The 14450-nt window shown below is 61.4% G+C and carries 14 protein-coding genes; 7 read left to right on the top strand and 7 right to left on the bottom strand.

Annotated features, from left to right (window positions below):
- Window positions 1–84 precede the first annotated feature (84 nt).
- The 6 genes from C5L12_RS19220 (at window position 85) to C5L12_RS19195 (ending at window position 5359) form a co-directional block, all read left to right on the top strand.
- Window positions 85–321, top strand: a complete 237-nt coding sequence (locus C5L12_RS19220; protein WP_003502080.1) for an acyl carrier protein — start codon at window positions 85–87, stop codon at window positions 319–321.
- 110 nt (window positions 322–431) lie between these two features.
- Window positions 432–1694, top strand: coding sequence for a beta-ketoacyl-ACP synthase II (gene fabF, locus C5L12_RS19215; RefSeq protein WP_105373673.1), 1263 nt, complete (start codon window positions 432–434; stop codon window positions 1692–1694).
- A gap of 120 nt (window positions 1695–1814) precedes the next feature.
- A complete protein-coding gene (gene mltG, locus C5L12_RS19210) occupies window positions 1815–3014 on the top strand; it encodes an endolytic transglycosylase MltG (protein ID WP_105373672.1) in 1200 nt (399 codons plus the stop codon).
- 34 nt (window positions 3015–3048) lie between these two features.
- The gene (locus tag C5L12_RS19205) at window positions 3049–3936 is read left to right on the top strand and encodes a YicC/YloC family endoribonuclease (RefSeq protein ID WP_105373671.1); all 888 of its coding nucleotides are present in this window, start codon (window positions 3049–3051) and stop codon (window positions 3934–3936) included.
- A gap of 3 nt (window positions 3937–3939) precedes the next feature.
- Complete coding sequence (gene gmk / locus C5L12_RS19200) at window positions 3940–4620, top strand: guanylate kinase (RefSeq protein WP_105373670.1); 681 nt, start codon at window positions 3940–3942, stop codon at window positions 4618–4620.
- Window positions 4621–4729: 109 nt separating this feature from the next.
- Complete coding sequence (locus C5L12_RS19195) at window positions 4730–5359, top strand: YcxB family protein (RefSeq protein ID WP_105373669.1); 630 nt, start codon at window positions 4730–4732, stop codon at window positions 5357–5359.
- 89 nt (window positions 5360–5448) lie between these two features.
- On the opposite strand, the gene C5L12_RS19190 is transcribed toward C5L12_RS19195, so the two are convergent.
- On the bottom strand, window positions 5449–5892 hold the full coding sequence (locus tag C5L12_RS19190) for an SRPBCC family protein (RefSeq protein WP_105373668.1): 444 nt from the start codon (window positions 5890–5892) through the stop codon (window positions 5449–5451).
- Between the two features lie 292 nt (window positions 5893–6184).
- Here C5L12_RS19190 and C5L12_RS19185 point away from each other — a divergent pair, with 292 nt between their 5' ends.
- Complete coding sequence (locus C5L12_RS19185; protein ID WP_105373667.1) at window positions 6185–6823, top strand: glutathione S-transferase family protein; 639 nt, start codon at window positions 6185–6187, stop codon at window positions 6821–6823.
- Window positions 6824–6852: 29 nt separating this feature from the next.
- On the opposite strand, the gene rsmA is transcribed toward C5L12_RS19185, so the two are convergent.
- From rsmA to lptF, 6 genes are all read right to left on the bottom strand, one after another.
- Entirely contained in the window at window positions 6853–7686 is an 834-nt protein-coding gene (gene rsmA, locus C5L12_RS19180; protein WP_105373666.1) for a 16S rRNA (adenine(1518)-N(6)/adenine(1519)-N(6))-dimethyltransferase RsmA, read from the bottom strand.
- On the bottom strand, window positions 7686–8699 hold the full coding sequence (pdxA, locus tag C5L12_RS19175; RefSeq protein WP_105373665.1) for a 4-hydroxythreonine-4-phosphate dehydrogenase PdxA: 1014 nt from the start codon (window positions 8697–8699) through the stop codon (window positions 7686–7688). Before pdxA ends, rsmA begins: the two co-directional genes overlap by 1 nt.
- 25 nt (window positions 8700–8724) lie before the next feature.
- On the bottom strand, window positions 8725–9666 hold the full coding sequence (locus tag C5L12_RS19170; RefSeq protein ID WP_105373664.1) for a SurA N-terminal domain-containing protein: 942 nt from the start codon (window positions 9664–9666) through the stop codon (window positions 8725–8727).
- A gap of 131 nt (window positions 9667–9797) precedes the next feature.
- Window positions 9798–12122 (bottom strand): LPS-assembly protein LptD, encoded by a 2325-nt coding sequence (locus C5L12_RS19165; RefSeq protein WP_105373663.1) that lies wholly within the window; start codon window positions 12120–12122, stop codon window positions 9798–9800.
- Window positions 12122–13210, bottom strand: coding sequence for an LPS export ABC transporter permease LptG (gene lptG / locus C5L12_RS19160; RefSeq protein ID WP_105373758.1), 1089 nt, complete (start codon window positions 13208–13210; stop codon window positions 12122–12124). The genes C5L12_RS19165 and lptG overlap by 1 nt, the downstream gene beginning before the upstream one ends.
- Window positions 13210–14382, bottom strand: a complete 1173-nt coding sequence (lptF, locus tag C5L12_RS19155) for an LPS export ABC transporter permease LptF (RefSeq protein WP_105373662.1) — start codon at window positions 14380–14382, stop codon at window positions 13210–13212. Before lptF ends, lptG begins: the two co-directional genes overlap by 1 nt.
- Between the last annotated feature and the right edge of the window lie 68 nt (window positions 14383–14450).

Raw genomic sequence — 14450 nt, 5'->3', positions numbered from 1 at the left:
CGTCGAGAGGCGGCGGCTGCAGGTTTTAAACAGGGTACGGATGCTATTCGGGCATTCGGAAAGACAAAGGTCGAGGAAACCGACATGAGCGATATCGCAGAACGCGTGAAGAAAATTGTTATTGACCATCTCGGCGTCGATGCCGACAAAGTTGTCGAGGGCGCAAGCTTTATCGACGATCTCGGCGCGGATTCGCTCGACACCGTCGAACTGGTCATGGCTTTCGAAGAAGAATTCGGCGTCGAGATCCCGGACGACGCGGCCGATTCTATTCTGACCGTCGGCGATGCCGTCAAGTTCATCGAAAAGGCCCAGGCCTGATCGATCCCAAACATCTGGGATAACGCCTGCAAGGCAGATCCCGACGACGGCCCGCTTGCTCGGGCCGTTTCAGCAAATAGAACATGCGAAATTAAGGCGGAACGCTGGCGATGAGACGGGTCGTTATCACCGGTACCGGCATGGTATCTCCCCTTGGATGCGGAACGGAAGCAAGCTGGCAGCGTCTGCTGGCCGGCGAGAACGCAGCCCGGGTCGTGACGGAATTCGAGGTCGAGGACCTGCCTGCCAAGGTTGCCTGCCGCATACCGGTGGGTGACGGATCCAACGGCACCTTCAATGTCGACGACTGGATGGAGCCTAAGGAACAGCGCAAGGTCGATCCGTTCATCATCTATGGCATGGCCGCGGCCGACATGGCGCTGGAGGATGCCGGCTGGCATCCGAAGACCGACGAGGACCAGATTGCCACGGGCGTGCTGATCGGTTCTGGCATCGGCGGCCTCGAAGGCATCGTTGAGGCTGGCTACACGCTGCGCGACAAGGGCCCGCGCCGCATTTCTCCCTTCTTCATTCCCGGCCGCCTGATCAACCTGGTGTCCGGTCAGGTGTCGATCCGCCACAAGCTGCGCGGCCCGAACCATTCCGTCGTCACCGCCTGTTCCACCGGCGCCCATGCGATCGGCGATGCAGCGCGCCTGATCGCGCTCGGCGATGCTGACGTGATGGTCGCGGGTGGCGCCGAATCGCCGATCTGCCGTATTTCGCTTGCGGGCTTTGCCGCCTGCAAGGCGCTTTCCACACAGCACAATGACGACCCGCAAAAGGCATCGCGCCCCTATGACCGCGACCGTGACGGTTTCGTCATGGGCGAGGGGGCAGGCATCGTCGTGCTGGAAGAGCTGGAGCATGCCAAGGCACGCGGCGCAAAGATCTATGCGGAAGTGGTGGGTTACGGTCTTTCTGGCGACGCCTTCCACATCACCGCACCTTCGGAAGACGGAGACGGCGCCTATCGCTGCATGTCGGCCGCGCTGAAGCGGGCCGGTCTGGCGGCGTCGGACGTCGATTACATCAATGCCCACGGCACTTCGACCATGGCCGACACGATCGAACTCGGTGCCGTCGAGCGCCTGGTCGGCAACGCGGCGTCGAAGATTTCCATGTCCTCGACGAAATCGGCGATCGGCCACCTGCTCGGTGCCGCAGGTGCGGTCGAGGCTATTTTCTCGACGCTGGCGATCCGCGACAATATCGCACCGCCGACACTGAACCTCGACAATCCCGATGTCGAGACAGCGATCGATCTCGTGCCGCACAAGGCACGCAAGCGCGAGATCAACGTGGCGCTCTCCAATTCCTTCGGTTTCGGCGGCACGAACGCCTCCCTGGTGCTCCGCCGTTACGACGCGTAGTTGGTCGTGGCAAATGCCGCTGGACTTTCGAGGCCGGCGCATATCATCTTCTGGACCTGTTTTTTGCCGCATTGCTTGGCCAAACAGCGGGCGAAGTTTTGAGTCTCTTGGGGGGCGCGGTTGAGCGATACGAATCATGTGAGTGACCCTTCTGCCGGCAATGGCAGGGGCCCTATCATTCCGAAGTCGCCGAACGAGGCGCTGAAGCCTGAACGTGTGCCCGAACCGCCGCGACGCTCGAAGAAGGCGCGCAGCCAGCTCGTCATCTTCCTGAATTTCGTGATGACGATGGTGGTTCTCGTGTGCATCGCGGGTGTCGCCGGCTTCTACTACATGATCTCGACGTTCCAGGACCCCGGCCCGCTGGAAGCCAACGCGCATTTCATGGTCCGCCCCGGCACGGGCGTTGCGGAAATTGCCAGCAATCTCGAACGCAATGGGATCATCTCCGACGCACGTGTCTTCCGCTACGTGACGGCGACCTATCTGCGTGATGGTTCGACGCTCAAGGCCGGCGAATACGAAATCAAGGCCCGCGCCTCCATGAAGGACATCATGGAATTGCTGGAATCGGGCAAGTCGATTCTCTATTCCGTCGTCCTGCCCGAGGGCCTGACGGTACGGCAGATGATGCTGCGGCTCGCCGAAGATCCGGTGCTCGAAGGCGACCTGCCGGCCGAACTGCCGCCGGAGGGCAGTCTGCGTCCGGACACCTACAAGTTCTCGCGCGGCAGCAAGCGCGCCGATATCATCCATCAGATGCGCGTCGCCCAGCAGAAGATGATCGACCAGATCTGGGAACGGCGCGATCCGGACCTGCCGATCAAGACGAAGGAAGAGTTCGTTGTGCTGGCCTCGATCGTCGAGAGGGAGACCGGCAAGGAAGACGAGCGCGCCCATGTGGCTTCGGTTTTCATGAACCGGCTTCAGAAGGGCATGCGCCTGCAATCGGATCCGACGATCGTCTACGGACTTTTCGGCGGAGATGGAAAGCCCGGCGACCGGCCGATCTTCAAGTCCGACCTCGCCAAGCCGACGCCCTACAATACCTATCAGATCAAGGGTCTGCCGCCGACGCCGATCTCCAATCCCGGACGGGCTGCCCTGGAGGCGGTTGCCAATCCATGGCGCACCAACGACCTCTATTTCGTAGCCGACGGCAGCGGTGGCCATGTGTTTGCCGCGACGCTCGAGGAACACAACGCCAATGTCCGCCGTTGGCGCAGGATAGAAGCTGATCGAGCCCCCGCCAATCCCGAAGTCGTCGTGGACGGCCAGCCGGATGGTGAAGAAGCGGAAAAGCCGCCGAAGAGCAATTGATCCGCTTCCCGCGTCAGTTCACCTGGAGAGTTCGATGACCTTGCAGTCCATGACCGGTTTTGCCCGCAGCGAAGGATCGAGCGGGCGCAACCGCTTTTCGTGGGAGCTGCGGTCGGTGAATGGCAAAGGTCTCGACCTCAGGCTGCGCCTGCCGCCGGGCCTCGAGCGGCTGGAGCCGGACGTGCGGAGGCTGATTTCGGAAAAGTTCTCCCGCGGAAACCTGCAGGCGACCCTGAATTTGGCGGTTACCGAAACCCAGGTGGAGGCGGTGCTGAACCGCGACGCGCTTGCCGCCGTACTTGCCCTGCGAAAGGAGCTCGGCGATGTCGTCGACCCCGCGCCGCTGCGGCTGGATACGCTGATGGGCATCCGCGGCCTTGTGGAGATCAGGGAGGCCGAGGAGGGTGAGGAGGCGGTCGCCGCCCGCGACGCGGCGATCCTTGGCTGCCTCGGCGAGGCTCTGGACCATCTCCGGCGAATGCGCGAGGGAGAAGGGGCGGTTCTTGCTGCGGTCCTGAAGGGGCATGTCGAGCGGATCGCAGAACTTGCAGCGGTCGTTGAGGCCGATCCCTCCCGCTCGACGGAAGAGATCGCCAAGCGGCTGTCCTTCCAGCTCGCAGCACTCCTGCAGGAGGCGCCGACGCTCGATCGCGACCGCTTGCATGCGGAGGCGGCCCTTCTCGCCACCAAGGCCGATCTTCGCGAGGAGATCGACCGGCTGAAGGCCCATGTCGCCGCGGCGAACGAGCTGATCGACAAGGGCGGGCCTGTGGGGCGACGCCTCGATTTCCTTGCACAGGAATTTAACCGGGAATCGAATACGATCTGTTCCAAATCCAACGCCGCTGCTGTAACCGCGGCAGGTATCGAATTGAAAGTCGTCATCGACCAGTTCCGCGAACAGGTCCAGAATTTGGAGTAGTTCATGAGCCCGGCCCAACCGTTGAAGGGCAATGCGTCCTCGCCCGTGAAGATCGCCCGGCGCGGACTGATGCTGGTCCTCTCTTCGCCTTCCGGCGCCGGTAAATCGACGATTGCGCGCAACCTCCTGGACGAAGACCGCAGCCTCGAAATATCCGTCAGCGTCACGACGCGCGCAAAGCGGCCGAGCGAGATCGCCGGCAAGCACTATCACTTCATCAGCGTTCATCAGTTCGAGCGGATGCGGGATGCGGGCGACCTGCTTGAATGGGCCGAGGTTCACGGCAATTTCTACGGCACGCCGCGCGAGCCGGTCGAGCAGGCAATGGCGGAAGGCCGCGACATGCTGTTCGACATCGACTGGCAGGGCGCGCTGCAATTGCAGGAGAAGATGAAAGCGGACGTGGTGTCGATCTTCGTACTGCCGCCGTCGATGACGGAACTGCAGTCGCGTCTGCACCGCCGCGCCGAAGATTCCGAAGAGGTCATCCGCACGCGGCTCCTGAATTCCCGCGCCGAGATCGAGCACTGGCGGGAATACGACTACGTGATCGTCAATGACGATCTCGACGAGGCTTTCGGCTACGTCAGCTGCATCGTCAAGGCGGAGCGGATTCGGCGGGACCGCCGATACGGACTGTTCGACTTTGTCGAGGGACTGCTTCAGGAGGAGCCGAAGCTTTAAGGCGAATGGGGTAGTCGGGCCGGTCATTGCGCCTTGTTGACGTAAAAAAGGGTCGTCGGTACTAAACTCAGGATCGAGTTCCGCGCTCTCAATACGGGAAGGTTGAGCCATGTCCGAGCGTTACCCAAGCTCCGTTATCTGGCCTTCTGCCGATAGAGCCGGCTTCCACAAATCCTTCCAGTTGAACCTCGACGACCATCTCGATATCCAGCATGCGACGCGCCAGTTGCTGCCGCTCTGCCCGACCGTGGCAGCAGTGGGAGCCGTTGCGCTTTTCGTCGCGCTGATCCTGAATTTCGATAGGTGGCGGGAAGGCGACGTGGTGACGTCGACCATCTATATCGGTGCGTCGGTCATTGTTTGCGCGCTCCTTGCAGTTCTCCTGCTCAATCCTGCCCGGCAGCTTCTGCGGTTCATGTATCGTCGACGACTGACCAAGTTCGGCGTAATCGGCAAGCCTGTCGAGTCGACCGTGGACAGAAATGGAATTTGCTACACGGTGCTGGGACAGACGGTCACCTGCACGTGGGACTCGCTCTATGCCCTCGAAGAGGACGACGGAACGTTCTATTTCTGGATGTCCAAGATAGTCGCCCATCCGTGGCCGGCGAGAGTGTTCGCCTCGGATGAGGAACGGCAGACTTTTCGTCGGAGCGTGATGGAATGGGCGGGCCGCCCCTTTTCACCGCCCGTTCTGGCCCGCCTCGGAGCCGCCGGCAGACTCAACCTTCCCGATTGAGGATAACGGAGGTCGGGTATCTTCTGCCACCGGATCGAGAAAATCGCCGTCGCGATCCGATCCTGACAGTCTCTGCCGATCCCGATTCACTATTCCTTGATGTCCGGCTCGACAAGCTTCGCCAGGTTTCGCAGCGACTCCTGCCAGCCGAGATAGCAAGCCTCGGCCGGGATGAGATCCGGCACGCCGGCCTGCACTATGTCGACCTCGGTGCCGACCGAAACCTTCTTCAGCGTCACGGTGACCACCATTTCACCGGGCAGGTTTGCGTCGTCGAATTTGTCCGTGTAGCGCAGCCGTTCGCCTGGGACGAGCTCGAGATATTCGCCGCCAAAGGCGTGGCTTACGCCCGTCGTGAAGTTCCGGAACGACATTCTGTGGGTGCCGCCGACGGTCGGTTCCAGATGATGCACGGTGCAGACGAAGCCATTGGGCGGAAGCCATTTGGCGACTGCGTCCGCCTCGATGAAGGCGCGATAGACTTTTTCCGGGCTGGTCGCCAGAACGCGGTGCAGGCGTATGGTACTTGGCATGACTGTGATCCTTTGAATGGATGGAATAGACGCTCCAAGGACGAACGCGGCTTTGCCAATCCGACAAGGGTCACGCCCGTTCTGAGATAAAATTATCCAAGCCTGCCGCTGTACGAACCTTATCGGTGGTTTACCGGCAACTGAAAACTGCGAAGCGGCGGCCACTTCCGTGCCGCTCCGGGGGCACGATATCTCCAAAGGGCCGGGCTTCCCGGCTCGGATTTTCTGCCGAGCGCATGTCGGAAAGTCGTGACGCCGCACGTCTTCATCATAGTCTCGAGGAGTTTAGCTGATGAAGATGTATTTCAGCCGCAATCCCAATCCCCGCCTCGCAGTCGCTGTCGCGCGCTATCTGAATGCGGAAGTTGACTTCGAATTCGCTTCGCCGCGGGCTCCGGATCAAGGCAGTCGCTATCTTTCTCTCAACCCCAACCTGCTGTTGCCGATCCTCGAGCGTCCGGGAAAACCTCTTTGGGAAGCCTACGCGATCGCGTGCTGGTTTTCCCGCGATGCGGGCTCCAATTTCTGGCGCACGGACGACGATGAGCCCGAGATGATCCGGTGGATCAGCTGGGGGAAGGAAAACTTCGTCAAGGCCTGTGACATGGTGCACTGGGAGAGGGGGACGAAGCAACGATATGGCATCGGCCCCTGCGACCAGGCGATGGTCGAGGAGGGGCTGAGGCAGTTTCATGTGGCCGCCCGAATTCTCGAAGCCGAGCTATCGGCCCGCACATGGCTGGTTGGAAATTCCGTCTCCTTTGCCGATTTTCGTATGGGAACGTTTCTGCCGTTCAACGATGCCGCACGGCTGCCCATCGACGATTATCCGTCGCTCCGTCGCTGGTACGGGCAGCTTGAAGACATCGGGGCCTGGCAAAACCCCTTCGACGGACTGAGCGCACCTGATCTGCCGCCATTGCCGGATTAGGCAGGGGATCGCTCGCCCCGGGCGTTGGCTTAGAGAGAGTTCGCCAACCGCACGAATTCTTCCACCGACAGCGTTTCCGCCCGCCGGGCCGGGTCGATGCCGGCTTTCACCAGCAGCGCCTCGCCGCCGACCGGTTTGAGGCTCTGGCGCAGCATCTTGCGGCGCTGGCCGAATGCGGCCTGCGTTACGCGTTCCAGCTTGGCGACCTCGCAGGGAAGGGGATTTGTGCGGGGTATCAGGTGCACCACGGTCGAGGTGACTTTCGGCGGCGGGGTAAAGGCCTGCGGCGGCACGTCGAAGACCATGTGCGCATCGGTCCGCCAGCCGGCGAGGACGCCGAGCCTGCCATAATGGTCGTCATCCTCATCGGCAACGATGCGCAGGCCGACTTCCTTCTGGAACATCAATGTCAGGCTTTCCCAGAAGGGTGGCCATTGGCCGTTCTCCGGAAGCAGCCAGTTGATCAAAAGCTGGGTGCCGACATTGTACGGCAGATTGGCGATGATCTTGACGGGGCCTTCGGGTGCAAGGGCGGAAAAGTCCGTCTTCAGCGCATCGCCTTCGATCACTTCCAGCCGGCCCGGATAATGCTTGCCGATTTCCGCCAATGCAGGAAGGCAGCGGCTGTCGCGCTCGACGGCGATCACCTTTTTGGCGCCGAGGGAGAGGATCGCGCGGGTGAGCCCGCCAGGTCCGGGGCCGACCTCGAATACGGTCACGCCATCGAGCGGTCCGGCGCTGCGCGCTATCTTCTGGGTGAGGTTGAGGTCGAGCAGAAAGTTCTGCCCAAGCGCTTTCTTCGCATCGAGGCCGTGACGCTGGATCACGTCGCGCAGCGGCGGCAGCCCGTCGAGTGTGGCCATCAGGCAGAAGCCTTCGCGGCAAGTTCGCCGGCAAGCTTGATGGCTTCGACAAGGCTCGTCTCCCGTGCAACGCCCTGACCGGCGATGCCGAAGGCGGTGCCATGGTCGGGAGAGGTGCGGATGAAGGGCAGGCCGAGCGTCACGTTGACGGAGGTATCGAAGCCGAGCGCCTTGGCCGGGATCAGCGCCTGGTCATGATACATGCAGATCGCGACGTCATAGCGGCCGCGGGCCTCGTCGTGGAACATGGTATCGGCCGGCAGCGGCCCGAACACATGCAGGCCTTCGGCGCGCAGCTTGAAGATCACCGGATGGATGATATCCTGGTCTTCCTGTCCGATCGCGCCGTCTTCTCCCGCATGCGGATTGAGGCCGGCGACTGCCAGGCGCGGCTTTGCGATGCCGAAGCGTGTGATGAGATCGTGATGGGCGATCCGGCAGGTTTCTTCGATCAATGCCTCGGTCAGTGCGCCTGGAACATCCTTCAAGGGAATGTGGATGGTGACCGGGATGGCGCGCAGCTTCGGTCCGGCCAGCATCATCACCGGCATCAGCTTGCGGCCGGTGGCCTTTTCGGCGAGGTGGGCGAGGAATTCGGTATGGCCGGGAAAACCGAAGCCTGACTGGTAGAGAATGGACTTGGCGATCGGATTTGTGACCGTGCCGGCCGCCTTGCCTTCGAAGCACAGGGAGACAGCCTGTTCGATCGCGGCGATTGTGCCCTTGGCCGTTGCCACATGCGGTTCGCCCGCGGCGACCTCGGCGCCAGCCGGCATCGGCAGGACGGGAAGGGCATCGGCAAAGACCGACAATGCACTGCCCGCGTCGGCTTCGCGGATCGGGATATCGAGATCGAGAAGTGCCGCCCGTGATTTCAAAACGGCGGGATCGCCGAGGAACAGGAAGGGCGGCAGGCCGTATCGCTCCCGGGAAGCCCAGGCGGCGAGGGTGATGTCGGGGCCGATGCCGGCCGGATCGCCCTGGGTGAGTACAAGCGGACGATCAAGCGGCATGGGCACTCCGGTACCGGCGAATGGATCAGCGATATTCGATCTGCGCCTTGGAGCGCAGTTCGTCGAGGAACTTCTTCTCGTTGGGGTTCTGCCCGGACTTCTGCTCCTTGCCGAGATCCTCCGCACGGAAGACCACTTCGGCCGCAAAGTCGTCCGATACCTGGCGCTGGTTGCAGATGGCGAGGAATTCCACGCCGCGTTCGGTGACCCGGGTTCCGGTGGTGCCGCCAGAAGCCTTTTCGATCAGCGGTTTCCACTCTTCCGGAAGTTCCGGCGCGAGAACCCGTCCGAGGCTGCGAATCGAAACATCAAGATATCCGGCCGCAAATTCCTTGGACTGCTCGCAGCCGGGGAACTTGCCGCGCGCTGCGTTTGCTTCCTTCTGGCGCTTGCCGAGAACTGCGTTGCGCTTGGCCGGCGGCACCACGAAGATCACCTGCTGCAGGAAATATTCGGTGGTGACCGGCTTCTGCTTGTTTTCCATCATGCGGGTGACGAGTTCCTGGCTCGACATGCGACCGCGGGCGCCGCCGTAACGGGAGTTGACCAGGCGCGGCCAGCTCATCTGCACGGCGATGTAATTCTTGAAATGCTCCACGCCGACGCCAGCCTTTTCGAGGATCTGGCTCATCTGCTGCGGGTTCATCTTGTTGCTGGCGGCAAAACGCTCGAAGGCCTTGTCGACCTCTTCGGTGCTGACCGACATCCTGTTGCGGGCGATTTCCTGGCGTTTGAGGATTTCGTCCACCATCGCTTCGCGCGCCGTCTTCGTATCAGCCTTCTGCCGCTGCAGGCGCAGGAAGGCGGCACGGCGCGAGACGTCGCTGCTGGTGATGGGCGTCCGGTTGACGACGGCTGCGATCCCGCTTGCCGCTTGTGCCTGATGGAAAACCGGCTGTACGACAATGGAGGCCGCCAGGACGGCCGCCGCCAGCGCCAGTCTGCGCGTTGCGGTCATTGCAAACATGATACCAATTCCTTTCCCGCCCCGACCGGTTGCTTGCCCGGTCGGCCTCGCCTTACTCTTACTATATTTGCGTCCGCTTGCACAATTCTTGCGGCGAAACGATGACGGGGGCCGATCAGAACCATCGCGCGTTAATAGCGGTAGTCCTGATCGTATTCCTTCGTCGAGCCGATGTTGATGTCGCCGAGGGTACGGAAGCTCAGGCGCGCGCTGACTGTCCAGTCGTTGGCGGCAGTGCTTTGCGGCTTGTCGGTATAGGCAAGCGTGAAGATCGTGCACTCGTCGGCATAGCTGACGCCGATGCCGCGCTTGATGATCTCCTTCTCCGCGAGATCCCAGGTCGCCGTGCCGGCAAGCGCCCAGTTCTCGTTGATCCGGAAGGTCATCGAGTTCTTCAATACGTCGGTCGCTTCTTCCGAGCCGTATTCCGGCTGCGGATCGACCTGCGTATAGACGAGGGTGCCCTGCACGCGCGGCGTCGTGTAACCGAGGGACGCATCCGTGCGTTTGACGGCAAAGGTCTTCTCGTCGAAGCGCGTGTTCACGCCAACCGTGAAGCCCTGCGGAAGATCGACCGCGGCCATCGCGACATAATCCGAACGATCGGTTTCCAGTCCGGAGTTCGCACCCGCATGCACCAGGTCCTCCGTTGCAAATGAGTTCTGGCCGGATATGTGGAAGGACTGGCCGACGATGCTCCTCACGCCGATGCCGTTGTCGAATGTGCCGGTATAGCGCAGGCCGACATTGGCGCGGGTACCGCCTTCGATCCGGTCGTAGCCGGAAAACTTGTCGCGTTCGAACAGCGACGTGGCGTCGAAGACGAAACTCTGCGCGTCCTCGTTCGGCAGTCCGCCGGCCATCTGCTCGTCCGGGCGGACGAAGATCTGCGCGATCGGCTCGATGACGTGGCTGCTGTTTTCGGTGGTCAGCAGGATCGGATAGCGGGCTTCCAGACCTGCGGTGGCCATGTAGCGGCTGTCGCCGCCTTCCGGCTCGAGATCGCCGGTGTAGAAGGCAGGCGTGCCGGAGCCGGTATGCCGCAGGCCGTCGCCCCGCGCGGCGAGGATCGGCGTCAGCAATAGCCCATCCATGTTGAAGGTGCGCTTCCACTCGGCTTCCACCGTGAAGCGGCTATAGCTGCCTTCCAGGCCCGGGAAGCGGTTGGTGGTGCCTTCCGTGTACCAGTCGTCTTCCCGGCGGGAGAGATTGGTGAGGTTGGCATTGATGGAAAGCTCGCCCCCTAGGATCGGTTCCGGGGCGTAATAGCTGTAGTCGAGCGACGGATAGACGATCGCCTGCTGCTGTTCCAGCGTGTTTCGAGGTGCCTTGTCCTGCACGTTGAAGTAATAGCCGTGCACGTCGAAATAGTTCCGCGTACCGAGGCCGGTCAGGTAGACATCGTTTGTAAACGTGTCGTTATCGACACCTTCCAACTTGTAGGTCTTGGAAAAGTTGTTGTCGCTCTGGGCCATCACGTCCCAGCCGAAGGTCCACCGCGGGTTGATCTGGAATTCAGCCTTCGAGGCGACCATGAAGCGGTTTTCAGCCTCATAGTCGCTGGTGCCGGAATCGAAAGCGTCCGGATTTGTCTGGTGAATGCCGGCGAACCGGAATGTGTGTTCGCCCGTCTCGAACTTGTTGCGGATCTCGCCCTGCAGCAACAATCCCTGATTGGAATAGTAGGTGGGGGTGATCGTCGCGTCCATGCTCGGCGAGAACACGTGATAATAGGGAACTGCGACGCCGACGCCGAGGTTGTCGCTGGCGCTGAACTGCGGGAAGAGCAGGCCCGACTTGCGCTCTACCGTCTCGTCCGGCACCTCGATCGCAAAGGGAAGCCTGCCGATCGGCAGACCGAACAGCTCGAACTGTGCATTCTCCAGCCGAATCGTGTGGGTCTGGCCGTTGCGGATGACGCGTTCGGCCTTGACCTGCCAGAGCGGCGCCTTGCCGGGCTGCTTGGCGCAGGGCAGGCAGGCCGTGTAGACGGTGTTGTTCAGCACCATCAGGTCACCCGGCTGGCGCTCCGCGCTTTCGGCGGCAAGCCGGGTGTTGTCGGTGGTTTCGACACGAAGCGTATTGAGGAAGCCTTCGCCGAAATCGTCCGTGACATCGAGTTCGTCCGCATAGACGCGGTTTCCGCCGGGCTCGATCAGCTCGATATTGCCGGTCGCCATGACGCGCCCGGTTTTCTGGTCGTACTGAACGCGCTGCGCCACCATCCGATAGCGGTTGTAATAGAGTTGCACGCCACCGGTGGCGGTGACCTGCTGGGCATCTTGGTTATAGACGAGCTCGTTGGCGCGCAGCAGAAGCTTGGCGCCATCCGCAGGAGCGGGCACCAGATTCTGCGCATGCACGGGCATTGCGGATACGCCGAGTACGCATACAGACACACCTGTCAGCAGGGCGGCGGCGAGCCGTCTTATATGTTTGCGGTTACTGACCGCCACTAGCCATCCTCCTGGTGAAGCAGAATCGTCGTCCCGAGCGCCGTCGCGACGATGACTGGAACCCAGACCGCCACGAAGGGAGGAATCGCCCCGCTGCTCCCGAATGCCTTCACAAGCACGGTTACGACATAAAGCACGAAGCCGGAAACTATTCCACCCAGAATCACGGAGCGGGACTGGGCGAAGCGACTGAATTTTAATGAGACTGTTGCAGCAATGAGAGTCATGGCGACGAGCAGCAGGGGGAGCGACAGCAGCGAGTGATACTGCGTCTCGAGCGCCTTTGTGGATATGCCGAAAGATTTGCCGACCTCGATTTTTCTGGAAAGATCAAAAAACGCAACGCTTTCCGGCTGCGCCAGGCTTTCCTGGATATATTCCTGTTTCAAGTTGGTGCGAACCTGTGCAGTCTCGCGACGCACCGGAATTTCGCCCGGCCGGTTCTCCAAAACCTCGTTAAGAAGCCAGTAACCATTTTCCAACTTTGCCGTCTTGGCGTCCTGCCGCATGATGACGCGGCCGTCATTGTCGAAACGGAAAACAACCACGTCGATCAGGAATGTTCCCTGCTCCTGATAGCTCTTGGCACCGATGATCGTGTCGTCCTCGCCGCTGATCTGGCGAATCCAGGGCACAAAGGCTGACGCGCGCGAGCGATTGCTCGCCTCTCGCCAGCTTGCTTCCATAGAGGCCGATTCGCGCTGGCCCCAGGCCGCCAGAGGATTGATCACCAGGAGGACGGCAAGCCCGACCAGGAAGGCGCCGGCGACGAAGGGGGAAACGAACTGCCAGACCGATATGCCCGCTGCCCGCGTCACCACCAGTTCGTAGCGGCGGTTGAGCGCGATCAGCACGGTCATGCCGATGAAGAGGCTAAGGGTCGGAATGGTCTGCTGCAGGATGAGCGGTACGCGCATCGCCGTCATCAGCAGGCCGGCGGATACCGTATAACCGACAAAGCCGGACATGCGGCGGCTCGTCTCGCTGAAATCCGCCAGGAAAATAATGGCGCTGACGCCGAGCAGGAACCAGAGCGCGGTCACGATGTAGCGGCGGAAGAAATACCGCCCGAGCGTCGAAAAGATCATCATGCCACGCCTCCATCCGCTTTGCCGGACGCAAAACGGCGCTGCAGATTGCGTGTCAGGCGCGACATCCCGCGGGAGAGGAATGCAGGCGTCGAGAAATGCCGGTTGGTTGCCAGCATGTAGATCGCGATCAGCGAGAAGAAGAGCGGCACCGCATAGGGAAGTGGTGCGTAGAGCGGGTGGCGTTCCACGAGATTGGTTGCCGAGAAGCCGAGCCAGCGGATGGCAAAGGCAAGGAAGAGCGCATAGACCATCGGATGCACGCGCGTCTGCCGATGCGAGCGCGTATTGCCTGCAACCACCAGCGACAGAAGCGCGAAGGTGATCGGGAACAGCCAGTCCGACAGGCGCCTGTGTAACTCGGCCCGGTAACTGTCCGGAGATTTCTGATAGAGCGGGTCGTTCGGATCCGGGTTCAGCAGGAAAGCCAGGCTGCGGTCGGTGGAATATTGCGGCAGACCACCTTCGGATTTGGCCATGGCCGAAAGGTCGAAGGCGTAGGAAACGAATTTGATGATCGAAATCCGCCCATCGGCCGATTTGCGGTGAACCTCTCCGTCCCGCATGGTCAGCGACGTGCCGCTTTCGTCGATCGATCCCTCGCGGGCGTAATAGATGAGGTCGAAATTCGGGTCGCGGTAGTCGACGACGAAAAGCCCTCTCAACACGCGGCCGGAATGGCGCTCGGAAATCTGGACGTAGAGACCGTTTTCGATGCTGCGGAAGGTTTTTTCTTCGATCACCGAGGAAAGCAGGTCGGCATAGGCGGCGGCGACCATCTGGCGCGCGGCCACCCGTGACGGCGGTTCGACGAAATTGGTGACGAGGAAAGAGAACAGACTGAGCGCAAGGCCCAGCATCAGCACCGGCCGGTAGATGATGCTGCGGGTGGCTCCGGCCGCGTCGATGACGGGCAGTTCCGAATCGTTGTTCATCGCCGTCAGCGTCTGGGTGATGCCGATGACGAGCGCGAACGGCAGCACGACTGGGATGATGGTGGGCAGGATATAGGTGGCAAGCGTCGCGAACGAACCCATCGACTGGCCCGTATCCGTGACCAGGTTGATGCGTCCAAGCACCTGGATGGTCCAGATGATGGTGAGAACCGGCAAGAGCGTCACCAGAAACATCTGGAAAACCCGGCGCAATATGTAGCGTTCGAGAAGCTTCATTCCTGCCCTGGACTTCCTGCATGCCGCCCCAGCGAGACGGCGGTTGCGCCTATCTAAGCGATCGGCGT

Origin of the sequence: Neorhizobium huautlense, from assembly GCF_002968575.1 — a bacterium.
Lineage (GTDB): Bacteria > Pseudomonadota > Alphaproteobacteria > Rhizobiales > Rhizobiaceae > Neorhizobium > Neorhizobium huautlense.
The sequence above is the reverse complement of the archived record's forward strand: the minus strand, read 5'-3'. Positions and strand labels throughout refer to the sequence as shown.